At 67.2% G+C, this 22,844-nt stretch carries 20 protein-coding genes and 1 pseudogene; 20 read left to right on the forward strand and 1 reads right to left on the reverse strand.

Annotated elements, in window-relative coordinates; translation table 11 throughout:
* Window position 1 precedes the first annotated feature (1 nt).
* Window positions 2-1,078 carry a D-alanine--D-alanine ligase family protein gene (locus GII31_RS20965; RefSeq protein WP_213245249.1) on the reverse strand — a complete coding sequence of 359 codons (1,077 nt, stop codon included), beginning with the start codon at window positions 1,076-1,078 and terminating at the stop codon, window positions 2-4.
* 125 nt (window positions 1,079-1,203) lie between these two features.
* On the opposite strand from GII31_RS20965, the gene GII31_RS20970 reads away from it, so the two are divergent.
* The 20 genes and pseudogenes from GII31_RS20970 to GII31_RS21070 all read left to right on the forward strand — a co-directional run bounded on the left by GII31_RS20970 (window position 1,204) and on the right by GII31_RS21070 (window position 22,630).
* Window positions 1,204-1,485 (forward strand): type II toxin-antitoxin system Phd/YefM family antitoxin, encoded by a 282-nt coding sequence (locus tag GII31_RS20970; RefSeq protein ID WP_213245250.1) that lies wholly within the window; start codon window positions 1,204-1,206, stop codon window positions 1,483-1,485.
* 18 nt (window positions 1,486-1,503) lie between these two features.
* Window positions 1,504-1,905 (forward strand): type II toxin-antitoxin system VapC family toxin, encoded by a 402-nt coding sequence (locus GII31_RS20975; protein ID WP_213245251.1) that lies wholly within the window; start codon window positions 1,504-1,506, stop codon window positions 1,903-1,905.
* Between the two features lie 36 nt (window positions 1,906-1,941).
* Entirely contained in the window at window positions 1,942-3,264 is a 1,323-nt protein-coding gene (locus GII31_RS20980) for a UDP-N-acetylmuramoyl-tripeptide--D-alanyl-D-alanine ligase (RefSeq protein ID WP_213245252.1), read from the forward strand.
* Window positions 3,265-3,324: 60 nt separating this feature from the next.
* Window positions 3,325-3,759, forward strand: a complete 435-nt coding sequence (locus GII31_RS20985) for a hypothetical protein (RefSeq protein ID WP_246221990.1) — start codon at window positions 3,325-3,327, stop codon at window positions 3,757-3,759.
* Between the two features lie 233 nt (window positions 3,760-3,992).
* Window positions 3,993-4,349: an NADH-quinone oxidoreductase subunit A gene (locus GII31_RS20990; RefSeq protein ID WP_213245253.1), complete on the forward strand. Its 357-nt coding sequence runs from the start codon at window positions 3,993-3,995 to the stop codon at window positions 4,347-4,349.
* Between the two features lie 7 nt (window positions 4,350-4,356).
* On the forward strand, window positions 4,357-4,911 hold the full coding sequence (locus GII31_RS20995; protein WP_213245254.1) for a NuoB/complex I 20 kDa subunit family protein: 555 nt from the start codon (window positions 4,357-4,359) through the stop codon (window positions 4,909-4,911).
* 10 nt (window positions 4,912-4,921) lie between these two features.
* Window positions 4,922-5,623 carry an NADH-quinone oxidoreductase subunit C gene (locus GII31_RS21000; protein WP_213245255.1) on the forward strand — a complete coding sequence of 234 codons (702 nt, stop codon included), beginning with the start codon at window positions 4,922-4,924 and terminating at the stop codon, window positions 5,621-5,623.
* Window positions 5,624-5,712: 89 nt separating this feature from the next.
* Window positions 5,713-7,005 carry an NADH dehydrogenase (quinone) subunit D gene (nuoD, locus tag GII31_RS21005; protein ID WP_260840524.1) on the forward strand — a complete coding sequence of 431 codons (1,293 nt, stop codon included), beginning with the start codon at window positions 5,713-5,715 and terminating at the stop codon, window positions 7,003-7,005.
* A pseudogene (nuoF, locus tag GII31_RS22680) lies at window positions 7,002-9,079 on the forward strand (NADH-quinone oxidoreductase subunit NuoF). Before nuoD ends, nuoF begins: the two are co-directional and overlap by 4 nt.
* Window positions 9,076-11,487, forward strand: coding sequence for an NADH-quinone oxidoreductase subunit G (locus GII31_RS21020; RefSeq protein WP_213245258.1), 2,412 nt, complete (start codon window positions 9,076-9,078; stop codon window positions 11,485-11,487). The pseudogene nuoF and the gene GII31_RS21020 overlap by 4 nt, the downstream one beginning before the upstream one ends.
* Window positions 11,484-12,791: an NADH-quinone oxidoreductase subunit NuoH gene (gene nuoH / locus GII31_RS21025; RefSeq protein WP_260840173.1), complete on the forward strand. Its 1,308-nt coding sequence runs from the start codon at window positions 11,484-11,486 to the stop codon at window positions 12,789-12,791. The genes GII31_RS21020 and nuoH overlap by 4 nt, the downstream gene beginning before the upstream one ends.
* 2 nt (window positions 12,792-12,793) lie before the next feature.
* Window positions 12,794-13,345 carry an NADH-quinone oxidoreductase subunit NuoI gene (nuoI, locus tag GII31_RS21030; RefSeq protein WP_213245260.1) on the forward strand — a complete coding sequence of 184 codons (552 nt, stop codon included), beginning with the start codon at window positions 12,794-12,796 and terminating at the stop codon, window positions 13,343-13,345.
* Window positions 13,342-14,151 carry an NADH-quinone oxidoreductase subunit J gene (locus tag GII31_RS21035; protein WP_213245261.1) on the forward strand — a complete coding sequence of 270 codons (810 nt, stop codon included), beginning with the start codon at window positions 13,342-13,344 and terminating at the stop codon, window positions 14,149-14,151. Before nuoI ends, GII31_RS21035 begins: the two co-directional genes overlap by 4 nt.
* Window positions 14,148-14,447, forward strand: coding sequence for an NADH-quinone oxidoreductase subunit NuoK (gene nuoK, locus GII31_RS21040; protein WP_213245262.1), 300 nt, complete (start codon window positions 14,148-14,150; stop codon window positions 14,445-14,447). The genes GII31_RS21035 and nuoK overlap by 4 nt, the downstream gene beginning before the upstream one ends.
* A 47-nt stretch (window positions 14,448-14,494) precedes the next feature.
* Window positions 14,495-16,402, forward strand: a complete 1,908-nt coding sequence (nuoL, locus tag GII31_RS21045) for an NADH-quinone oxidoreductase subunit L (protein WP_213245263.1) — start codon at window positions 14,495-14,497, stop codon at window positions 16,400-16,402.
* Window positions 16,402-18,135, forward strand: coding sequence for an NADH-quinone oxidoreductase subunit M (locus GII31_RS21050; protein ID WP_213245264.1), 1,734 nt, complete (start codon window positions 16,402-16,404; stop codon window positions 18,133-18,135). The genes nuoL and GII31_RS21050 overlap by 1 nt, the downstream gene beginning before the upstream one ends.
* Window positions 18,132-19,763: an NADH-quinone oxidoreductase subunit NuoN gene (gene nuoN, locus GII31_RS21055; RefSeq protein ID WP_213245265.1), complete on the forward strand. Its 1,632-nt coding sequence runs from the start codon at window positions 18,132-18,134 to the stop codon at window positions 19,761-19,763. The genes GII31_RS21050 and nuoN overlap by 4 nt, the downstream gene beginning before the upstream one ends.
* Window positions 19,764-20,035: 272 nt before the next feature.
* Window positions 20,036-20,458, forward strand: a complete 423-nt coding sequence (locus GII31_RS21060; protein WP_213245266.1) for a hypothetical protein — start codon at window positions 20,036-20,038, stop codon at window positions 20,456-20,458.
* An 80-nt stretch (window positions 20,459-20,538) separates the two neighbouring features.
* Window positions 20,539-21,468, forward strand: a complete 930-nt coding sequence (locus GII31_RS21065) for an SMP-30/gluconolactonase/LRE family protein (RefSeq protein WP_213245267.1) — start codon at window positions 20,539-20,541, stop codon at window positions 21,466-21,468.
* Window positions 21,469-21,652: 184 nt separating this feature from the next.
* Window positions 21,653-22,630, forward strand: coding sequence for an NAD(P)H-dependent flavin oxidoreductase (locus tag GII31_RS21070; protein ID WP_213245268.1), 978 nt, complete (start codon window positions 21,653-21,655; stop codon window positions 22,628-22,630).
* Window positions 22,631-22,844: the final 214 nt, after the last annotated feature.

The raw sequence follows: 22,844 nt of genomic DNA on the forward strand, positions 1-22,844 counted from the left end.
GTCAGTGTTCGGTGGAGAAGCCGACGCGGCGGCGGTGATTCTCGATGGCCAGCACCACCAGCCGGTCGATGAGGTCGGCATAGCCCAGACCCACGGCGTCCCACAGTTTCGGGTACATCGAGCCGGGAGTGAAGCCGGGGATGGTGTTGATCTCGTTGAGCAACCAGCCGCGACCGTTCTCCTCGTAGAAGAAGTCGACGCGGGCCAGGCCGGCGCACCGTAGCGCGAGGAAGGCGTCGACGGCCAGGTCGCGGACCTCGGCGATCGCGGCGGCGGGCAGGTCGGCGGGGATCGCGAGCTTGGCCGCACCGGTGACGTACTTGTCGTCGTAGTCGTAGAACTCGCCGCCGGGCAGGATCTCGCCGGGCACCGACGTTTCGGGGGCGGTATTGCCCAGAACCGCCACCTCGATCTCGCGGGCGGTCACCGCCTCCTCGATGACGAGGGTGTCGTCGTAGCGCAGCGCGACATCAATGGCCTTGTCGAGTTCGGACTCGTTGTGTGCCTTGGTGATTCCCACCGACGAGCCGAGGTTGGCAGGTTTGACGAACACCGGCAGGCCGAGGGTCTCGACGGCCCGGCCGACGATCTCGCGGGAGTCGTCGATGCCGTCGCGGAACTCGATCCATCGGCATTGCGGGATACCGGCCTGCTCGGTGACCCGCTTGGCCATCGCCTTGTCCATGCACACCGCCGAGGCGAGCACACCCGAACCGACATACGGCAGCTTGAACAGCTCGAGCATCCCCTGAATGGTGCCGTCCTCGCCGTGCGGGCCGTGCAGCAGCGGCAGCACCACGGTGATCGCACCGCGCGCGTCACCCCGCAGCACGGTCAGCGGCTCGACGACGGTGCCGGTCACCTCCAGCGCGTTCGGCAGCGACGTGCCGTCGGCGAGGGCGGCGATCGCATCGTCGTTGCGTATCCAGGAGCCGTCCTTGCCGATGCCGACGGGTACGAGTTCGTACTTCGTACGGTCCGCGGCGGCCAGGACGTGGGCTGCGGTAACCCGGGACACATCGTGTTCTGCCGATACTCCGCCGAACAGGACGACAAGACGCAGGAGGGGCGAGGCCATGACGTTCAGCCTAGTGGGTGCGGTGTCACCCACACGGATGCCTCCCACACGCGCGGTGCGACCACGACAAGCCGGGCGAGCGCTACGATTGCTACACACATTTGCTATCCACCTGGGGAGGAACCATGCGCACCATCGCACATCGAGAACTCCGCAATAACTCGTCAAAGATCCTCGAAGCGGTTCGCAACGGGGAAAGTTTCGAGATCACCAACCACGGGGTGGTCGTCGCGGTCCTGTCACCGCCATCGCTGACGCCGTACGAGCGACTCCTCGCCGAGGGGAAGGTGCAACGCGGTACGCAGGAACGCAATTTCTCCAGGTTCAAGCCCGCACTCGCCGACCGCGATCCAGGCGACGTGCTGAACGAGATGCGCGGGCAGCGCGACCTCATGTTCGATGAGTGACGCGGCGGGTCGTCGCCGATGATCATCTACATCGACACCTCGGCACTGATCAGGCTCCTGGTGGCCGATGACTCACCCGAATCCGCTGGTCTGTCCGCACGGATCACCGACTATCTCGATCACGTGGACGGCGATGACACGCTCCTGTCGTCGACCCTGCTGAGAACCGAGATTCTGTGCCAAGCGAATCGACAGCCGGAAATCGATCTCGCCGGAGCGGACGAGCTGCTGACGACGATCGACATCATTCCCGTCGAACGGGAAGACTTCGCGAACGCCCCACTCGTGCCCGGTCGGCTCCGTGCACTCGACGCCCTTCACCTGGCTGTGGCAATCCGGCTACGCGCGGACGTCATGGTGTCCTTCGACTCCGAGTTGCTTCGGGCGGCCCGGCTCGCCGGGATGCGCGTCGGTCCATGAGCGGGACGCGCCCACCCGCCCAGTAGATTGTTCAGCATGCGTTTTTCGGCAGCACAGATCGCCCAGGCAACCGATGGTGAGGTGGTCGGCGACGCCGACGCCGTGATCGACGGGGTCAACATCGACTCGCGGATCGTCGGGCCGGGGCAGTTGTTCGTGCCGATCGTCGCCGAACGCGACGGTCACGCCTTCATCGGTAAGGCCGTCGAGGCCGGGGCGACGGTGTATCTCTCGTCCGATCCGACGACCGATGTGCCGGGTGCGACCGTCGTGCGGGTGGCCGACACCGCTCTGGCCCTGGCCGACCTGGGCCGTGCGGCCCGTACCCGGCTGCCCGCCCGCGTCGTCGGGGTGACCGGCTCGGTCGGCAAGACCTCCACCAAGGATCTGCTGGCCGGGGTGCTGGCCACCACCTACCCGACGGCGGCGAGCGAGAAGTCGTTCAACAACGAACTGGGCCTGCCGATGACCCTGGTGAACGCCCCCGACAGCACCGAGGCGGTGGTGCTGGAGATGGGTGCGCGCGGCATCGGCCACATCGAGCTGCTGTGCGGCATCGGCCGCCCCACGGTCGGGGTCATCACCCGCGTCGAAGCGGTGCATCTGGAGATGTTCGGCTCGCTGGAGGCCGTCGCGCAGGCGAAGGGTGAGCTGATCGAGGCCCTGCCCGACGACGGGGTGGCCGTCCTCAACGCCGACGATCCGGTGGTGGCCGCGATGGCGGCACGTACGTCCGCGCCGGTCCTGACGTACGGCCTTGCCCCCACCGCCGACGTGCACGCCTCCGGCGTCTCCCTGGATTCCGAACTGCGCGCGTCGTTCCGGCTGCACACCCCGTGGGGTGAGGCGGACGTCCGACTCGGTGCGCGCGGCGCACACCAGGTTCCCAACGCGCTGGCCGCCGCCGCTGCCGGTGGTGGTGTGGGCGTTCCCGTCGAGCAGATCGCGCTGGGGCTGCGGATCGCCGCACTGTCGGGGCTGCGGATGGAACTGACCACCACCCCGAGCGGGGTGATCGTCATCAACGACGCCTACAACGCGAATCCGACGTCGATGACCGCCGCGCTGAACTCGCTGGCCACGCTCCGGGCCGGCCGCCGGGTCGCCGTTCTCGGCGCGATGGCCGAACTCGGCGACGACTCGGATGCCGCACATGCCGGCATCACCCGCACCGCGATTGAGCTGGGTGTGGAGGTGATCGCCGTGGACGCACCCGCCTACGGTGACGGCGCCCGGCATGTCGCCGGTGTCGACGCGGCCGTCGCGGCTCTCGCCGACCTCGCCGACGGCGATGCGGTGCTGGTCAAGGCCAGTCGGGCGGCCGCGCTGGAGCGGGTCGCGAACAGGCTGGTCGGCTAGGTCGCGAGCTCGTCGTCAAACGTCCCTCGCTCGCGCAGGCCACGGCGTAGCATCGGGACGGTGACGAATGTTCTTCGCGTGCTGGTCTATTCGAGCGACTCCGATACCCGGGCACAGGTGATCGGCGCGCTGGGCACCCACCTCGATACCGGGGCGAGCGCAGCGACGGGAAATGTCACCGGCGGTCCCGAACTGTCGTACTACGAGGTGTCCACCGCGCCGATGCTGTTCGCGCAACTGGACTCGGGCTCGGTGGATGTGGCCGTCCTCGACGGCGAGGCCTCGCCCGTCGGCGGCCTGGGCATCGCCAAGCAGATGAAGGACGAATACGACCCGGCACCGCCCACCCTGGTGCTGCTGGGCCGTGCCGACGACCGCTGGCTGGCCGATTGGTCGCGGACGGAGGCGACGGCGGTGCTGCCCGTCGATCCGCTCGCCCTATCCGCGGCGTTCACGCAGATGCTGCGCACCGCCGGGATCACCGCACCGTCCTGATCCCGGACCGCCCCGCCAGGTGCCGGTGACGGAGCGTGGCGTGAGTCGGTCACCCGGGGTACTTCGTTACCCGAACGACCTCCGGACCGTACCCGGATCGCCACAACCCCGAGAAACCGCGAACGTCCCCACCACGCGCCCGGAGCCTTGTAGGGTTTGTGGTGTAGCTCACAGCCCTGGAGCTACGACGCCAACTCCGTGCGAGTCCCGTCGCAGATCTGGAGGCGCGTTTCATGAACGCTTATGTACCGATTCTGGTGCTCGCGGCCATCGCTGCCGTGTTCGCCGTGGTATCCGTGGGTATCGCGATGTTCGTCGGTCCGCGCCGGTACAACCGTGCAAAACTCGAACCCTACGAGTGCGGAATCGAACCGTCGATCAGCCGGACCCAGCAGCGCATACCGATCAAGTTCTATCTGACCGCAATGCTGTTCATCATTTTCGACATCGAGATCGTCTTCCTCTACCCGTGGGCCGTCGCCGCCGACCAACTCGCCTGGTTCGGTCTGCTGGCCGTCGGATTGTTCATCGTCAACGTATCCGTCGCCTACGCCTACGAGTGGCGGCGCGGCGGCCTGAGCTGGGAGTGACACGACGATGGGACTGGAAGAAAATCTCCCCGGCGGCCTGCTGCTGAGCACTGTCGAAGGGCTTGCCGGATTCATGCGCAAGGGTTCCCTGTGGCCCGCGACCTTCGGGCTGGCCTGCTGCGCGATCGAGATGATGGCCACCACCTCGGGCCGCTACGACCTGGCACGGTTCGGGATGGAGGCGTTTCGCGCCTCGCCCCGGCAGGCCGACCTGATGATCGTCGCGGGCCGGGTCAGCCAGAAGATGGCGCCGGTGCTGCGGCAGATCTACGACCAGATGGCCGAACCGAAATGGGTTCTGGCGATGGGCGTCTGCGCATCCTCGGGTGGAATGTTCAACAACTACGCGATCCTTCAGGGCGTCGACCACGTGGTGCCGGTCGACATCTACCTCCCCGGGTGCCCGCCCCGGCCCGAGATGCTGCTCAACGCGATCCTCACCCTGCACCAGCAGATCCAGGAGATGCCGCTCGGCGTGGACCGCGAGAAGGCCATCTGGGCCGCCGAACAGGCCGCACTCCAATCCACACCGACCATCGAGTTCACCGGACTGCTGCGATGAAGGGGCCACGATGACCGAATCCGACGGTCTCAACGGCCGGGTTCCGGCCGACCGCGAGGTGATCGCCGTGCGCCGAGGACTGTTCGGCGCGACAGGCTCGGGCGACACCTCCGGCTATGGCGGACTGGTGCGTCCGGTCACCCTCGCCGGCGACTCACCCCGGCCGTACGGCGGCTACTTCGACCACATCGCCGACACCCTCGACGACGCCCTGCACGGACGCGGAATCGTCTACGCCGACGCCGTCGAGAAGGTGGTGATCCACTGCGACGAGATGACCCTGCACATCCGCCGCCGGTTCCTGCAGGTGGTGGCGCACACGTTGCGCGACGATCCACGGCTGCGGTTCGAACTGTGCCTGGGCGTGAACGGGGTGCACTACCCCGACGACGCCGAACGCGAACTGCACGCGAGCTATCCGCTGTCGTCGATCACCCACGGCCGCCGGATCAGACTGGAAGTATCCGTCCCCGATCACGATCCGCACATACCCACCCTCACCCGGATCTATCCGACCACTGATTGGCACGAGCGCGAGACGTACGACTTCTTCGGCATCGTCTTCGACGGCCATCGGGCGCTGACCCGCATCGAGATGCCCGACGACTGGCACGGCCACCCACAGCGCAAGGACTACCCTCTCGGCGGGGTCCCGGTGGAGTACAAGGGCGCCCGCATCGCGCCTCCCGACCGAAGGAGGTCGTACACGTGACCACACTGGATTCGGGAGTCGGCGAAGGCCGGACGCGGGGCCCACGGCCCGCCCACGACGGCCGACGGGACGAGGAGCGCCCCGAGCGCGTGTTCACCGTGTCGGGCCAGGACTGGGACGAACTGGTCAACTCGGTGCGGACGCGCGCCGAGGCCCAGCCGGGTGACGAGCGCATCGTGGTGAACATGGGTCCACAACACCCGTCGACACACGGGGTGCTGCGCCTGATCCTGGAGATCGAGGGCGAGACGGTCACCGAGGCCCGCTGCGGAATCGGGTACCTGCACACCGGGATCGAGAAGAACCTCGAGTACCGCAACTGGACGCAGGGCGTCACCTTCGTCACCCGGATGGACTATCTGTCGCCGTTTTTCAACGAAACCGCGTACTGCCTGGGTGTGGAGAAGCTGCTCGGTATCACCGACGATATCCCCGAACGGGCCACCGTCATCCGGGTGATGCTGATGGAACTCAACCGGATCACCTCGCACCTGGTGGCCCTGGCCACGGGTGGAATGGAACTGGGCGCGGTCACCCCGATGTTCGAGGGCTTCCGCGAACGCGAGATGATCCTGGACCTGTTCGAGCACATCACCGGGCTGCGGATGAACCACGCCTACATCCGGCCCGGCGGGCTGGCCGCCGATCTGCCCGAAGACGGGGTGGAGAAGGTATCCGCGGTCCTCGACGCGTTACCCGCGCGGCTGGCGAAACTCAGCGATCTGCTCACCGACAACCCCATCTGGAAGGCCCGCACCCGCGACGTCGGCTACCTCGACCTCACCGGTTGCATGGCGCTCGGCATCACCGGACCGGTGCTGCGCTCCACCGGCCTGCCGCATGACCTGCGCAGGTCCCAGCCGTACTGCGGCTACGAGGACTACGAGTTCGACATGATCACCGAGAACACGTGCGATTCCTACGGCCGCTACATGATCCGGGTACGGGAGATGAGCGAATCGCTCAAGATCGTCCGCCAGTGCCTCGACCGGCTGCGGCCCGGTCCGGTGATGGTCGACGACCGCAAGATAGCCTGGCCCGCCGAACTCGCGCTCGGTCCCGACGGTCTGGGCAACTCACCCGAACACATCGCCGAGATCATGGGCTCGTCGATGGAGTCGCTGATCCACCATTTCAAGCTGGTCACCGAGGGAATCCGGGTGCCGGCCGGCCAATGCTTCGTCGAGATCGAATCCCCCCGTGGGCAACTCGGCGTACACATGGTATCCGACGGCGGAACCCGGCCGTACCGGGTGCATTTCCGCGATCCGTCGTTCACCAACCTGCAGGCGGTGGCGGCGATGTGTGAGGGCGGCACGGTGGCCGACGTGATCACCGCCGTCGCCAGCATCGACCCGGTGATGGGAGGGGTGGACCGATGAGCGATCAGGTGTTTCTCGGCAGCGAGATCTCCACCGGTCCGAAAGAACCGGCGGCCCCGACGATCCCGGCGGGTGTACCACCGATCACGTTCGCCGGTCCCGACCACTACCCCGACGAGGTGGTCCGCCGCCTCACCGACGAGGCGGACCAGATCATCGCCCGCTACCCGCAGTCACGGTCGGCATTGCTGCCGTTGCTGCACCTGACCCAGTCCGTCGATTCGTGTATCACCCGCGCCGGTATCGAATTCTGTGCCGCACAACTGGATCTGACCGCGGCACAGGTGGCCGCGGTGGCCACGTTCTACACGATGTTCCGCCGCACCCCGACCGGCGAATATCTGGTGGGCGTGTGTACCAACACACTGTGCGCGGTGCTCGGCGGTGACGCCATCCTCGACGCCGTACGGGAGCATCTCGGAATCGATTGCGGTGACACCACTCCCGACGGCCGCATCACCCTCGAACACATCGAATGCAACGCCGCGTGCGATCACGCGCCGGTGGTGATGGTGAACTGGGAATTCTTCGATGCCCAGGACCCGGCCTCGACGATCGACCTGATCGAGGACCTGCGCGCCGGCCTGGCGGTGCGCCCGTCTCGCGGCACCGGCGGATTGTGTTCGTTCCGGCAGACCGAACGGCTGCTGGCCGGGGTGCCGGAGACCATCGCACCGCAGGAACACCGAGCAGCACCGCAGGAGCACCGGACAGAGGGGAGCCGACGATGACTACCGTCACCGAACCTCCCGATTCCGTTGTACTGAGCGCGCATTGGGATGAACCCGAGTCGTGGACGCTCGACAACTACCGGTCGCACGGCGGTTACGACGGGGTGCGGGCGGCGCTGGCGATGTCGCCGGACGAGGTCATCGAACTGGTGAAGGCGTCGGGGCTGCGCGGCCGGGGCGGAGCCGGTTTCCCGGTCGGCATGAAATGGAGCTTCATTCCGCAAGAGGATCCGGCACACTCCGGTGGTGCCGACGCACCGCCACATTTCCTGGTGGTCAACGCCGACGAATCCGAACCCGGAACGTGCAAGGACATGCCGCTGATGCTCGCCTCGCCGCACTCGCTGATCGAGGGAATCATCATCGCCTGCTACGCGATCCGCGCCGCGAACGCCTTCATCTATGTGCGCGGCGAGGTGGCCTCGGTGATCCGGCGGCTGCGCACCGCCGTCGCCGAGGCCTACGCGGCCGGGCTGCTCGGCCGCGACATCCTCGGCTCCGGCGTCGACATCGAGCTGGTGGTGCACGCCGGTGCGGGCGCCTACATCTGCGGCGAGGAAACCGCACTGCTCAACTCGCTGGAAGGCAGGCGCGGCCAGCCCCGGCTCCGGCCGCCCTTCCCCGCCGTCGCCGGCCTGTACGCCAGCCCGACGGTGGTCAACAACGTCGAATCCATCGCCAGTGTCGGCCCGATCCTGCGCAACGGCGTCGACTGGTTCCGCACCATGGGCACCGAGAAGTCACCGGGCTTCACCCTGTACTCGCTGTCCGGACACGTCACCCGGCCCGGCCAGTACGAGGCCCCGCTGGGAATCACTTTGCGCACGCTGCTCGACCGCGCGGGCGGGGTGCGGGCCGGGCACCGCCTCAAGTTCTGGACACCGGGTGGTTCGTCGACGCCGCTGCTCACCCCCGAACACCTCGACGTCCCGCTCGACTACGAGGGTGTGGCCGCCGCCGGCTCGATGCTGGGCACCAAGGCATTGCAGATCTTCGACGACACCACCTGCGTGGTGCGGTGCGTGAGCCGGTGGACCGAGTTCTACGCGCACGAATCGTGCGGCAAGTGCACCCCGTGCCGGGAGGGCACGTACTGGCTGGTGCAGGTGCTGCGCCGGATCGAGGCGGGCGCGGCCACGATGACCGACATCGACATGCTCGCCGATATCACCGACAGCATCGTCGGCAAGTCGTTCTGCGCATTGGGCGACGGCGCCGGTTCGCCGATCACCTCGTCGCTCAAGTACTTCCGCGACGAGTACGAGCAGCACATCACCGGCGGCGGCTGTCCGTTCGATCATTCGCTGTCCACGGTGTTCGGCAGGAAGGCAGGTGCACGATGACCGCTCTCGACGACCGCAGGACCACCACCACGCACGTGACCATCGACGGCACCGAGATCGCGGTGCCCAAGGGCACGCTGATCATCCGCGCCGCCGAACAGGCCGGTATCCAGATCCCCCGGTTCTGCGATCATCCACTGTTGGCGCCGGTCGGCGCGTGCCGGCAGTGTCTGGTCGACGTCGAGGGACAACGCAAGCCGGTCGCCTCATGCACCACCCCGGTCGCCGACGACATGGTGGTACACACCCAGCACAGCTCGACGGCGGCGGCCTCGGCACAGCGCGGTGTGATGGAGCTGCTGCTGATCAACCATCCGCTCGATTGCCCGGTGTGCGACAAGGGCGGCGAATGCCCGCTGCAGAACCAGGCGATGTCCTCGGGGCGGGCGCGGTCCCGGTTCATCGACACCAAACGCATCTTCGAGAAGCCGGTCGCCTTGTCGTCGGAGATCCTGCTCGACCGGGAACGGTGCGTGCTGTGCGCGCGGTGTACCCGATTCTCCGACGAGATCGCCGGCGATCCGCTCATCGATCTCGCCGATCGGGGTGCGCTGCAACAGGTCAGCGCGTACGCCGACCAACCGTTCGAGTCGTACTTCTCCGGCAACACCGTACAGATCTGCCCGGTGGGCGCGTTGACCGGCACCGCGTACCGATTCCGGGCACGGCCGTTCGACCTGGTGTCCACCCCCAGCGTGTGCGAGCACTGCGCCTCCGGCTGCGCCCAGCGCACCGACCATCGACGCGGAAAGATGTTGCGGCGCCTGGCCGGTGATGATCCCGAAGTCAACGAGGAATGGAACTGCGACAAGGGCCGCTGGGCGTTCACCTACACCACCGCCGCCGACAGGTTGCGGCATCCACTGGTGCGGGGCGCCGACGGCGAACTGCATGAAACCTCCTGGGGACAGGCGTTGTCGGCAGCCGCCGCCGGTCTGGCCGACGCGATACGTGGCGGCGTGGGGGTGCTCACCGGCGGCCGGCTCACCGTCGAGGACGCCTACGCCTACGCGCGCTTTGCGCGAACTATTCTGCACACCAACGATATCGACTTCCGGGCACGCGAACACTCCGAGGAGGAGACCGGGTTCCTGGCGGCCCACGTGGCGGGCCGGGGCTTCGAGGTCACCTACGACGATCTGACAGCAGCGCCGTCGGTGCTGCTCGTCGGGTTCGAGCCGGAGGAGGAATCGCCGATCGTCTACTTGCGGCTGCGGCGGGCGGTGCGCACCTCCGGGCTGCGCGTGCACAGCATCGCGCCGTTCCTGTCGGCCGGAAACCGGAAACTCAGGGCCGCCCTGGTACGTACCCGCCCCGGCGCCGAGCCCACAATCCTGCACACCGCGGACCGGCTTGTCGCACAGTCGGGTTCGATCATCATCGTGGGTGAACGGCTCGCCGGCACCCCGGGCGGGCTGTTTGCCGCCGCCGCACTCGCCAACCGCACCGGCGCGTCACTGGTCTGGATTCCCCGGCGCGCGGGTGATCGCGGAGCCGTCGAGGCCGGGGCGCTGCCCAACCTGCTGCCCGGCGGCAACCCGGTGAGCGACAGTGCCGCACGCGCACGTTTCTGCCGGCTGTGGAACACCACCGACCTGCCTGCCACCCACGGTCGGCCCACCGGCGGCATCCTGGCCGCCGCCCGCCACGGCTATCTGTCGGGGCTGATCGTCGCGGGCGTCGACGTCGACGACCTTCCCGATCCGGCCGGCGCCGAGGCCGCGCTGGAGAACACGCCGTTCCTGCTCAGCCTGGAAACGCGGCGTTCGGCGGTCACCGACCGTGCCGACGTGGTACTGCCGGTGGCCACCGTCGCCGAGAAGTCCGGGACCTTCGTCAACTGGGAGGGCCGCCCGCGGCGGTTCGCGGCCGCGCTCGACGAGACCGGCATGCTGCCCGATCACCGCGTGCTCACCGCCCTGGCGCAGCGACTCGGCGTCGACCTCGACTGCGACAGCGGCACCGCGATCGGGCGGCAACTGGCCGACATCACCCCATGGGCCGGGGCCCGGCCCACCATCGAATCCGACCCGTCGGCCGCCAGAAGACGGCCCGCCCACGGGCAGGCGATGCTCGCCTCGTGGCGAATGCTTCTCGACGCCGGGCGGCTGCAGGACAACGAACCACACCTGGCCGGCACGGCACGACGACCGGTGGTGCGGCTGTCGGCGAGCACCGCCGCCGAGATCGGTGCCCTGGCCGGTGGCCGGGTCACCGTGTCGTCGCTGTACGGGGCCATCTCGCTACCGCTGGAGATCGACGACCTGCCCGACCGGGTGGTGTGGGTCCCGCTCAACTCACCCGGTTCGCACGTGTATCGGACGCTGCGGGTGTCCGTCGGACAGGTGGTGTCGATCAGCCGCGACGCCACGCTCGCACCTGTGCCGGAGAACGGGGCGCGGGCATGAACACGCAGGCGGTCGCCACCGACTTCCCCGAACTCTCCGACTTCGGCCACGATCCGTGGTGGCTGGTCGCCGGCAAGGCTGTGGTCGTGTTCGGGTTCCTGGTGCTCACCGTACTGGTGGCGATTCTGCTCGAACGAAAAGTGATGGCCCGCATGCAGTCCCGTACCGGACCGAACCGGGTCGGGCCGCACGGCATCCTGCAGAGCGCGGCCGACGGGGTGAAGCTGGCCCTCAAGGAGGGCCTGATCCCCACCGGCGCCGACAAGCCGATCTACCTGCTCGCCCCGATCATCGCGGTGGTCCCGGCGATCACGGCGTTCGCGGTGATCCCGTTCGGGCCGACCGTGTCGGTGTTCGGCCACCACACGCCGTTGCAGCTGACCGACCTCCCCGTCGGGGTACTCTACATCCTGGCGATGACGTCGATCGGCGTGTACGGCATCGTGTTGGCGGGGTGGTCGTCAGGATCGACCTATCCACTTCTGGGCGGGCTGCGGTCGGCGGCGCAGGTCATTTCGTACGAGATCGCGATGGGTCTGGCGTTCGCCGCGGTATTCCTGCAGTCGAGTACGCTGTCCACCTCCGGAATCGTCGCCGCCCAGGGTGATCGCTGGTTCATTCTGCTGCTACTGCCGTCGTTCCTGATCTACACGATCTCGATGGTCGGCGAAACCAACCGCGCCCCTTTCGATTTGCCCGAAGCCGAAGGCGAACTGGTGGGCGGATTCCACACCGAATACTCCTCGCTCAAGTTCGCGATGTTCATGCTCGCCGAATACATCAACATGGTGACGGTCTCCGCGCTGGCCACCACCCTGTTCCTCGGCGGCTGGCAGGCGCCCTGGCCGCTGAGCCTGATCGGTGCCACCAACTCCGGCTGGATACCGGTGCTGTGGTTTGTGATCAAGGTGTGGAGCTTCCTGTTCGTGTTCTTCTGGCTGCGCACCACCCTGCCCCGGCTGCGATACGACCAGTTCATGAATCTGGGATGGAAGGTGCTCATCCCGATATCGCTGGCATGGGTGATGATCGTGGGCGTGATCCGGGTGTCCGTCGACCATTCCGGGACAGCCGATTCCCGGACGTGGGTGGCCGAGACGATCCTGATCGTCGTCGGCCTCGCGGTGACCGCCGCGACCTGCTACGCGGCAACCATCCCGTTGCGGGCGGCGACCGTCGACGAACCCGCCCCCGCCCCCGGGGCCTTCGATCCCCAGACTTTCGACCCCATGGCCGGCGGATTCCCGGTGCCGCCGCTGCCCGGTCAGCGAGCAACCGACCAACCTGTGAAGGAGCGTCTGTGATCATGGCTGATTCAACACCGCCGGCACCGCGCGGCAACTCCCCGCGAAGGGTTTCCCCACAGAAGGCCCTCGCGGGTTTCGGGGTGACCTTCGGCGGTATCTTCACCGAATCGATCACCGAGGAGTACCCGGAGGTCAAACGACCCCCCGCGCCGCGCTATCACGGCCGCCACCAACTCAACCGGCACCCCGACGGGCTGGAGAAATGTGTCGGCTGTGAACTGTGCGCGTGGGCGTGCCCGGCCGACGCGATCTACGTCGAGGGTGCCGACAACACCGACACAGAACGATATTCGGTGGGCGAACGGTACGGGCGGGTGTATCAGATCAACTATCTGCGGTGCATCGGCTGCGGCCTGTGCATCGAGGCCTGCCCCACCCGGGCCCTGACGATGACCTCCGAATACGAACTGGCCGACAACAATCGCGCCGACCTCATCTACGAGAAGGACCAGTTGCTCGCCCCGCTCGAACCGGAGATGGCCCCGCCGCCGCACGCGATGGCCCCCGGCGCCACCGACGAGGACTACTACCGGGGCAGGGTACGACCATGATCCCGGTCGACCGGGCGGACCTGATCGCGCTCACCGCGGAACGGACATCAACCGGTGAGGCCGTACAGTTCTGGGTTCTGGGTGCCGTCGCCGTACTCGGCGCACTGGGGGTGGTGACCGCCACCAAGGCCGTGTATTCGGCGATCTTCCTGGCCACCACCATGATCGTGCTCGCCGTGTTCTACGTGGCCCAGGGCGCATTGTTCCTCGGGGTGGTCCAGGTGGTGGTGTACACGGGGGCGGTGATGATGCTGTTCCTGTTCGTACTCATGCTGATCGGCGTCGACTCGTCGGACTCGCTACGGGAAACGTTGCGCGGCCAGCGAACCGCCGCCCTGCTGATCGCCGCCGGATTTGCCACCCTGCTGTGCGCGGGCATCGCCAACGCGACCGTGGTGGCCACCGGCGGCGCCACACCGCCCGTGCCCGGTGCGGCGGGCGCCGGCGTCGGCTCCGTGGAGGAGATCGCGCGGCTGATCTTCGTCGAATACCTGTGGGCGTTCGAACTGACCGGCGCGCTGCTGATCACCGCCACCCTCGGCGCGGTGGTGCTCGCCCATCGTGAACGCTTCGGCCCCAGACCCACCCAGCGCGAGGTGTCGATCGAGCGGTTCCGGCGCGGCGGGCAGGCCACCCCGCTGCCCAATCCCGGCGTGTACGCCCGTCACAACTCCGCAGACACCCCGGCCCGGCTTCCCGATGGTTCACCGGCCGAGCTGTCGGTGCCGGGGACTGTGATCACCAGGCGGACCGGTACCCGTACCGACGTGTCGACGCCGCCCGACATCCGGCAGGTGCGCCCATGAACCCGGAGAACTACCTGTACCTGAGCGTCATCATGTTCTCGATCGGAGCCGCCGGGGTCCTGGTGCGCCGCAACGCGATCGTCGTCTTCATGTGTGTGGAGCTGATGCTCAACGCCGCCAATCTGTCGTTCGTGACGTTCGCCCGTATCCAGCACAGCACCAACGGTCAGGTCATCGCCTTCTTCACCATGGTGGTGGCCGCCGCCGAGGTTGTCGTCGGTCTGGCGATCATCATGACGATCTTCCGTTCACGCCGCTCGGCATCGGTCGACGATGCGGATCTGTTGTCCCACTAGCCCTGTTGTCCCGCCAGCCCCGCCCTGCCGCTAGGAGGTAAGTGCCGATGGGTGCCACGCCGACCGCGAACCTGCTCTGGCTGATCTTCTGCCTGCCCCTGGCCGGTGCGGCCGTCCTGCTGCTCGGCGGCAGACGCACCGACGGCTGGGGCCATCTGCTGGCGACCGTGCTCGCCGGCGCGTCGTTCGTGTTGTGTCTGTTCATGTTCACCGGGATGGTGGGCCGCGATGCCGAAGCGCGCGGTGTTCACGACGTCCTGTTCAGCTGGGTGCCCGTCGCCGACCTCGACGTCGACTTCGGCCTGCAACTGGACCAGCTGTCGATGTGTTTCGTACTGCTCATCACCGGCGTGGGCACGCTCATCCACATCTACTCGATCGGCTACATGGCCGAGGATCCGGACCGCCGAAGGTTTTTCGCCTACCTCAACCTTTTCCTGGCGGCGATGCTGATCCTGGTGCTCGCCGACAACTACCTGGGTCTCTACCTGGGCTGGGAAGGTGTGGGACTGGCGTCGTACCTGCTGATCGGATTCTGGCAGCACAAGCCGTCGGCGGCCACCGCGGCCAAGAAGGCGTTCGTGGTCAACCGGGTCGGCGACATCGGCTTGGCCATCGCACTCATGCTGATGTTCACCACCTTCGGCTCGGTGTCGTTCGCCACCGTCCTCGGTGAGGCCCCCGGCGCCGGTGACGGCGTGCTCACCGCTTTGGGTTTCATGCTCCTGCTCGCAGCCTGCGGCAAGTCGGCGCAGGTGCCGTTGCAGTCGTGGCTCGGTGACGCGATGGAGGGTCCCACCCCGGTGTCGGCGCTCATCCACGCCGCCACCATGGTCACCGCCGGCGTCTACCTGATCACCCGCTCCGGTCCGATCTTCGAGCTGGCACCGGCCGCACAGACCGGCGTGGTGGTGGTCGGTGCGGTGACACTGCTGTTCGGCGCGATCATCGGCTGCGCCAAGGACGACATCAAGAAGGCACTCGCCGCGTCGACGATGAGTCAGATCGGCTACATGGTGCTGGCCGCCGGGCTCGGTCCCGCAGGTTACGCATTCGCCATCATGCACCTGCTCACCCACGGCTTCTTCAAGGCCGGACTGTTCCTCGGCGCGGGGTCGGTGATGCACGGGATGAACGACGAGACCGACATGCGCCGGTACGGCGGGCTCCGTGCCGTCATGCCGATCACGTTCGTCACCTTCGGCGTCGGGTATCTGGCGATCATCGGGGTACCGCCGTTCGCCGGGTTCTTCTCCAAGGATCACATCATCGAAGCGGCATTCGCCGAAGGCGGAATGCGCGGCATGATCCTTGGTTCGGCCGCACTGCTCGGCGCCGGGATCACCGCCTACTACATGACCCGCGTCATGCTGCTCACCTTCTTCGGACCGCGACGGTGGGCACCGCAGGCACATCCGCACGAGTCGCCGGGGTCGATGACCTGGCCGATGATCATTCTCGGTATCGGCTCGGTATCGGCGGGCGGGTTGCTGGTGTTCGGCGACGGACTGCCCGGCTGGCTCGAACCCGTTGTGGGCGAACACCACAGCGAACTCGCGATACCCGTGTGGTCGATGACGCTCATCGTGCTGGCGGTGGTGGCCGTCGGCGTCGGCATCGCGTGGCGGCAGTACTCGGGCGAGATTGCGGCGGTGGCACCCGAGGATGTGTCACCGCTGACCGTCGCCGCACGTCGGGACCTGTACGGCGACGCCATCAACGAGAACCTGCTGATGCGGCCAGGGCAGCGACTGACCGCCGCGCTGGTGTCGGTGGAAGGCGGCGGGGCCACCGGTTCGGGCATCGACGGCGCGACCGAGGCCACCGGACGCGGAATCGGCGCACTGTCCGGACGGCTGCGCGGCTGGCAGAACGGTTTCGTCCGATCGTATGCGCTCTCCACGTTCGCCGGTGCGGCGATCGTTCTCGCGACAACCCTGGCGGTGGTGTGGTGATGGGCTGGCTCACTGTTCTCTGGCTGGTTCCCGCGGTCGCGGCGGCGGGTGTCGTCGCGATACCGTCGTCGCGGGCCGAAACCGCCAAATGGGTCGGTATGGCCGCCGCGATGATCACCCTCGGCATCGCGGGCGGGCTGGCCGCCGCATTCGACACCTCGCCCGGCGCGGCCCGCTACCAGTTCACCGAAAGCCACAGCTGGATACCCACATTCGGGGCCGGTTACGACCTCGGCCTCGACGGTATCGGCCTGGTGATGGTCCTGCTCACCGCCGCCCTTCTGCCCCTGCTCCTGCTCGCCGCCTGGAACGACGCCGATCAGTCCTCCTCGTCGCCGGTCGAGTTGTCGCCGGCCGAGGTGCGAGGGGGTACCTCCCGGATCGGTGGTGTGCAGACATACGTGGCGCTGATCCTGACCGTCGAGGCGATGGTCCTGATGAGCTTTGTGGCCCTGGACATCCTGCTGTTCTACATCTTCTTCGAGGCGATGCTCATCCCGATGTACTTCCTCATCGGCGGGTTCGGTCGGACCGGCCTCGTCTGGACGACCGAGCGAGTGGGGAGCCTGCGACCCCGAGTGAGGAAGGAAGACGGGGACAGTGGGGCCGACCGGGACCCGACACATGTCACAGGGGGCTTCGGCGGGACCGCGAATCGTTCGGCGGCGGCCTTGAAGTTTCTGCTGTACAACCTGTTCGGTGGTCTCATCATGCTGGCGGCGGTCGTCGGCCTGTACATGGTGACCGCCCGCTCCGACATCGGCGGCACCTTCAGCCTGCCCGCGATCGCCGATGCCGCCGCGGCCGGTGAACTCGACGCCGGGTCCGGACTGCTCAAGATGCTGTTCCTCGGCTTCATGTTCGCCTTCGCCGTGAAGGCCCCGCTGTGGCCGTTTCACACGTGGCTGCCCGATGCAGCCGTGGCCGCCACCCCGGCGACCGCGGTGCTGATGATGGCGATCGTCGACAAGGTGGGAACCTTTGCGATGCTGCGGTTCTGCCTGCAACTGTTCCCCGACGCGTCGTCGTACTTCGCTCCGGTGATCGCGGCGTTGGCGGTGGTCGGCATCCTGTACGGCGCGATTCTCGCGATCGGCCAGACCGATGTGCTGCGGCTGATCGCGTACACGTCGATCTCCCATTTCGGGTTCATCATCCTGGGCATCTTCGCGATGACCTCGCAATCCCAGGCAGGCGCGACCCTGTACATGGTCAATCACGGAATCTCCACCGCGGCACTGTTCCTGATCGCCGGATTCCTGGTGTCCCGGCGCGGCAGCCGGTTGATCGCAGACTTCGGCGGGGTGCAGAAGGTGGCACCGGTACTGGCCGGCACATTCCTCGTGGCGGGCCTGGCCACGCTGTCGCTGCCCGGTCTGGCACCGTTCATCAGCGAATTCCTGGTCCTCATCGGCACCTACGAGCGATTCCCGATCGCGGCCGTCGCCGCCACCGGGGCGTTGGTGCTGGCGGCGATCTACATCCTGTGGACCTATCAGCGGATGATGGGCGGACCGGTGCGGGTTCCGGATGTGCCCGCGCGGGAAGGCCCCGGAACGCACCGTGATCCGGCGCGCACGATGCGCGACATGCTGCCGACGGAGAAGCTGGTGATCGTGCCGATGCTGGTGGCTCTGGTGGCGCTCGGGGTGTATCCGAAACCGGTCCTGGACGCGGTGACACCCGCGGTACAGCACACCATCACACTGACCGAGCCGGGAGGACAGCGATGACCTACGACGCGCCGAGCATCGCCTACGGGGCGCTGTCACCGATGCTGATCGTGCTGGGTGCCGCCGTCATCGGTGTGCTGCTGGAGGCCGTGGTGCCGCGCGCACACCGATTCCGGGCGCAGCTCGGACTGGCGCTGGTGGCGATCGTCGCGGCCTTCGCGGCGCTGGTCGCCGTCGCCTCGACCGAATCGGACGGTGTGAGCACGGTGGCCGGTGCCGTCGTGCTCGACCGCCCGGCGATGTTCCTGCAGGGAACGGTGCTGCTGATATCCCTGGTGGCGGTGTCGTTCATGGCTGAGCGCCGCCTCGAACGGGTGGTCCGGCAACCCGAGTTGATCGGAGCGGCCGCGGGTTCGGGCACGGGAGGTGCCGGTGACATCACCGACGCCGACATGTTCACCTCGTCGGGTGCGTCGGTGCCCGGTAGCGACGCCGAATACGAGGCTACCCGCGCCGGCGGCACCACCACCGAGGTGTTCCCGCTGGTGCTGTTCGCCATCGGCGGGATGATGCTGTTCGGTGCGTGCGGTGATCTGCTGACGATGTTCGTGGCGCTGGAGGTGATGTCGCTGCCGCTCTACCTGCTGTGCGGGCTGGCACGACGACGGCGGCTGATCTCGCAGGAGGCGGCGCTCAAATACTTCCTGCTCGGCGCGTTCGCGTCGGCGTTCTTCCTGTTCGGCGCGGCATTCGCGTACGGAGCTACCGGCACACTCGATCTCGCCGAGATCGATTCGGCACTCAGCGGAGCCGACGACCACTCCCTGGCGGTGATCGGCTTCGCACTGCTGGCGGTGGGACTCCTATTCAAAGTCGGTGCGGTGCCGTTCCATTCGTGGATCCCGGATGTGTATCAGGGTGCCCCCACCCCGGTCACCGCGTTCATGGCCTCGGCCACCAAGGTCGCCGCGTTCGGTGGTCTGCTCCGGGTGTGCTACGTCGGATTCGGTGAGATACACAGTGATTGGCGGCCGATTCTGTGGGCGGTGGCGATCGCGACGATGCTCGTCGGCGCGATCATGGCGGTCACCCAGTCCGACATCAAACGGATGCTCGCCTACTCGTCCATCACACACGCCGGCTTCCTGCTACTCGGGGTGATCGCCCTCGACGAACACGGCGTCTCGGCAACCCTGTTCTACCTCGCCGTGTACGGCTTCTCGACCCTCGGCGCCTTCGCCACGATTTCCGTTGTCCGCGAGCCGGATCGACCCGTCGGGCCGCATCTGTCGGGGCGCGAGGCCACCGATATCTCCCAGTGGGCGGGTCTGGGCAAACGCTATCCCCTGGTCGGGGCCATGTTCTCGATGTTCCTGCTCGCCTTCGCCGGCATCCCGCTCACCAGCGGCTTTATCGCCAAGTTCGCCGTGTTCTCCGCAGCTGCCGGTTCGGGCGCCGGCGTTCTGGTGGTGATCGGCGTGCTCTCCAGTGCCATCGCCGCCTACTTCTACATCCGCATCATCATCGCGATGTTCTTCACCGACCCACCCGACGACCCGCCGCACATCGTGCGCCCCAGCATCCTCACCACCGCCGGCATCGCCCTCTGCACAGTAGTAACCATCCTCCTCGGCATCATCCCCCAACCGCTTCTCGACCTAGCCGAACGCGCCGCTGAACTCCGTTAGCCAATCCGCAAACTTCGTCCGATATAGCGGCTGGCTCGGGCATATGTCGGAGCCAGCCGCTATACCGGACGAAGTTTGCAGAACCGGCCCCGGCTACACTTCGAACAGTTGCTACTCGCATAGCCACCCGAGCCGACCGGGGACGCCCGCATCGCCCCACCGTCGGCGCCAGAGGGCAAGGTCCGCCGGATCTGCGAAACCTGGGTTTTCGCACGCTCGACTCATCCGATGCGACCCGCATGCGGGCAGCGTCGCTGGACGGGTGTTCGACTATGACGAGGAATGCGGCCGAGAAGCGGGCGGCGCGGGAGTACGCGAGGAAGCATGGGGTCACCTACCGGTCTGCGCTCGACGCCATGCGTGCGTCACATCACCCGGACCCGCCAGCGGATCTGGACCGGTTCGTCACGCGTCTGCTGATTGAGGCCGTCGAGGGCTTCGGCATCCGGCACTGGGCGCGCATCGACTCCTGGGATGGCGCGGCCGCCGCACGTATCACCGACGTCAGCGGCGAAACCTTCCATCTCGACGCCGACACCGTCGGCCCGGTTATCGGTGACTTCATCGCCATAGAACACCTACGCAAGCCCTTGGACTTGGACGCCTACCTTGCCGACGAAATCATCCAGACCGCCCTGTTCGGATTCGTGATCTACCGGCCCACGGTGCGTCGTCGTCCACGGATCGACGCCTGACAGGTTCTAACATGGCAGCGAATCCGCCCTTGTGCTCCACTATGCTTCCATACCAACATTCGACGATCCGAGGAGTGCCCATGCGCCGTGCTGTTCTGGCCCTGGCAACCGGCGCACTGCTGGCGGTGGCGCCGCTGTACCCCTCCCTCGCGGAGGCTGCGCCGCCGTGCCAGTCCGTTCGCGTCGACACCATCAAGAACGCATCGGTCCCCGTGCTCAGCTGGAGCGAGAACGTCGGCTACGACCGCGACGGGTCACTCTGGGTATCCCGGTTCATGATGAGCACTGTGGAACGGCTCGACGATCACGGCCGTGTCACCGCGTCGGTGTCCGTACCGTTCCCCGGCGGAATCGCCGCGGGTCCGGACGGGCGCATGTACGTCACCTCGTTCACCAAGGATGCCGTCGGACTGTTGCGGACCGGCAGTATATACAGTTTTAATCCTACTGCGGCACAACCTAAGCCACGGATATACACCGCTGGTCTCGGCTTTCCCAACGGGCTCGCCTTCGACGCGGTGGGCAACGCCTACGTCGGCGACACCTGGCAGGGCGTGCTCAAGGTCCTCCCGGGCGGCAAGGTCGATCGCGGCTGGTCGTCGAAGGCGCCCCGGAATCTCGCACCGAGCGGCACCGTCAACGGTTCAAGCATGAACGGGGTGGCCGTCGACGGCGGCACCCTGTACGTCACCATGACCACCAGCCTCACCGGGCGAGTGCTGAAGGTGCCGCTGGCCCAGCCGGATCGAGTCGGCATCGGGGCTGATGTCACCGCTCCGCTGCCCGGGATCGTCGACGATCTCGCCGTCGTCGCGCCGGGAAAACTGGCCGTCACCACCACAACGGGCCAACTGTTCGTCACCGACACCGCAACGCGGCGCTCATGCGCCGTACAGCTCGGCCAACCCGCCACCTCCGTCGCCGTAAACCCGGAGAACACAACCGAACTCGCTATCGGAACCGAGATGGGCGCAGTCCTCCGCGTCCAGCTGCCGACCTCCGGGCGATAGTTCCGGGGCACCTCGCGAATAGTTGCCCACCGCATCGACGCGCGCGAACGAACTTCGTCCGATATGGCGGTCGGCTCGGGCATATGTCCGAGCCAACCGCCATATCGGACGAAGTTTGCGGGGATCGATCCGGTGAGCGGGATCGCGGCCGGCCGACTGCGGATCCGGCGGTAGGTTCGGGACGGTGTTGAAGACTCGATTCACCGAAACCTTTGGGGTGCAACACCCTGTCGTGTGCGGCGGCATGACGGCCGTCGGCAAGGCCGAACTCATCGCGGCGGTGGCCGATGCGGGAGGGCTCGGCTTCCTGACCGCCCTCACCCAGCCGACACCCGATGCGCTGGCCGCCGAGATCGCCCGGACCCAGTCGCTGACGGACAAGCCGTTCGGCGTCAACCTCACGATCCTGCCGACGGTCAATCCGGTGCCGTACGACGAGTACCGCGAGGCGATCATCGCCTCCGGAGTGAAGATCGTCGAAACCGCGGGCGCCAACCCGGCCCCCCATCTGCCGCACTTCAAGGATGCCGGGGTCAAGGTCATCCACAAGGCGGTCGCGGTGCGGCACGCGCTGAAAGCCGAAAGCCTCGGCGTCGACGCGATCAGCATCGACGGCTTCGAATGCGCCGGTCATCCCGGCGACGACGACATTCCCGGACTCATCCTGATCAACGCGGCCGCCCGCAAACTGTCCATCCCGATCGTCGCGTCGGGCGGTTTCGCCGACGGCGCCGGTCTGGTCGCGGCACTGGCCCTCGGTGCCGACGCCATCAACATGGGCACCCGGTTCGTCGCCACCACCGAGGCACCGGTGCACCAGAACGTGAAGGATCAGATCGTCGCCAACGACGAACGCGCGACCACGCTGGTGTTCCGCGAGTTCCGCAACACCGCCCGCGTCGCGCGGAACGCGGTGTCGGAGGAGATCGCCGAGATCGGCCGTCGGCCCGGCGCCACCTTCGCCGACGTCGCACATCTGGCCTCGGGCGAACGGGCCCGCCGCGAAGTACTCACCGGCGGCGATATCGACGGCGGAATGTGGTGGGCGGGTCAGTCGCAGGGTCTGATCGATTCGGTGCTCAGCTGCCGCGAGGTGATCGAGCAGATCATGTCCGACGCGGAGGCCATCATCACCACCAGGCTCGCCGACGCAGTCGGGTAACAGGCGTTGCCCGTGCGGATGGAACATCTCGCCGGGCGGTTGCCCACGCCAGGTGCGCGAGCTCGGTCGGCAGACGTGAAGCACCTTCTCCGGCTGCGGAATCGGATCGGCGACAGTCTCGCTGACGCGGTCGTCACGACCGGGAAATCAGCCTACCGCCGCGCCGACGGCATCGCCGTCGTTCCGCTTGCCCTGCTCGGGCCCTGACCCGGAG

Source organism: Gordonia pseudamarae (genome assembly GCF_025273675.1).
GTDB classification, from domain to species: domain Bacteria; phylum Actinomycetota; class Actinomycetes; order Mycobacteriales; family Mycobacteriaceae; genus Gordonia; species Gordonia pseudamarae.

Bases quoted from the DNA above. Each gene is read 5' to 3' on its own strand.
- GII31_RS20965 (WP_213245249.1), bottom strand. From the start codon at position 1,078: ATGGCCTCGCCCCTCCTGCGTCTTGTCGTCCTGTTCGGCGGAGTATCG.
- GII31_RS20970 (WP_213245250.1), top strand. From the start codon at position 1,204: ATGCGCACCATCGCACATCGAGAACTCCGCAATAACTCGTCAAAGATC.
- GII31_RS20975 (WP_213245251.1), top strand. From the start codon at position 1,504: ATGATCATCTACATCGACACCTCGGCACTGATCAGGCTCCTGGTGGCC.
- GII31_RS20980 (WP_213245252.1), top strand. From the start codon at position 1,942: ATGCGTTTTTCGGCAGCACAGATCGCCCAGGCAACCGATGGTGAGGTG.
- GII31_RS20990 (WP_213245253.1), top strand. From the start codon at position 3,993: ATGAACGCTTATGTACCGATTCTGGTGCTCGCGGCCATCGCTGCCGTG.
- GII31_RS20995 (WP_213245254.1), top strand. From the start codon at position 4,357: ATGGGACTGGAAGAAAATCTCCCCGGCGGCCTGCTGCTGAGCACTGTC.
- GII31_RS21000 (WP_213245255.1), top strand. From the start codon at position 4,922: ATGACCGAATCCGACGGTCTCAACGGCCGGGTTCCGGCCGACCGCGAG.
- GII31_RS21020 (WP_213245258.1), top strand. From the start codon at position 9,076: ATGACCGCTCTCGACGACCGCAGGACCACCACCACGCACGTGACCATC.
- nuoH (WP_260840173.1), top strand. From the start codon at position 11,484: ATGAACACGCAGGCGGTCGCCACCGACTTCCCCGAACTCTCCGACTTC.
- nuoI (WP_213245260.1), top strand. From the start codon at position 12,794: ATGGCTGATTCAACACCGCCGGCACCGCGCGGCAACTCCCCGCGAAGG.
- GII31_RS21035 (WP_213245261.1), top strand. From the start codon at position 13,342: ATGATCCCGGTCGACCGGGCGGACCTGATCGCGCTCACCGCGGAACGG.
- nuoK (WP_213245262.1), top strand. From the start codon at position 14,148: ATGAACCCGGAGAACTACCTGTACCTGAGCGTCATCATGTTCTCGATC.
- nuoL (WP_213245263.1), top strand. From the start codon at position 14,495: ATGGGTGCCACGCCGACCGCGAACCTGCTCTGGCTGATCTTCTGCCTG.
- GII31_RS21050 (WP_213245264.1), top strand. From the start codon at position 16,402: ATGGGCTGGCTCACTGTTCTCTGGCTGGTTCCCGCGGTCGCGGCGGCG.
- nuoN (WP_213245265.1), top strand. From the start codon at position 18,132: ATGACCTACGACGCGCCGAGCATCGCCTACGGGGCGCTGTCACCGATG.
- GII31_RS21060 (WP_213245266.1), top strand. From the start codon at position 20,036: ATGACGAGGAATGCGGCCGAGAAGCGGGCGGCGCGGGAGTACGCGAGG.
- GII31_RS21065 (WP_213245267.1), top strand. From the start codon at position 20,539: ATGCGCCGTGCTGTTCTGGCCCTGGCAACCGGCGCACTGCTGGCGGTG.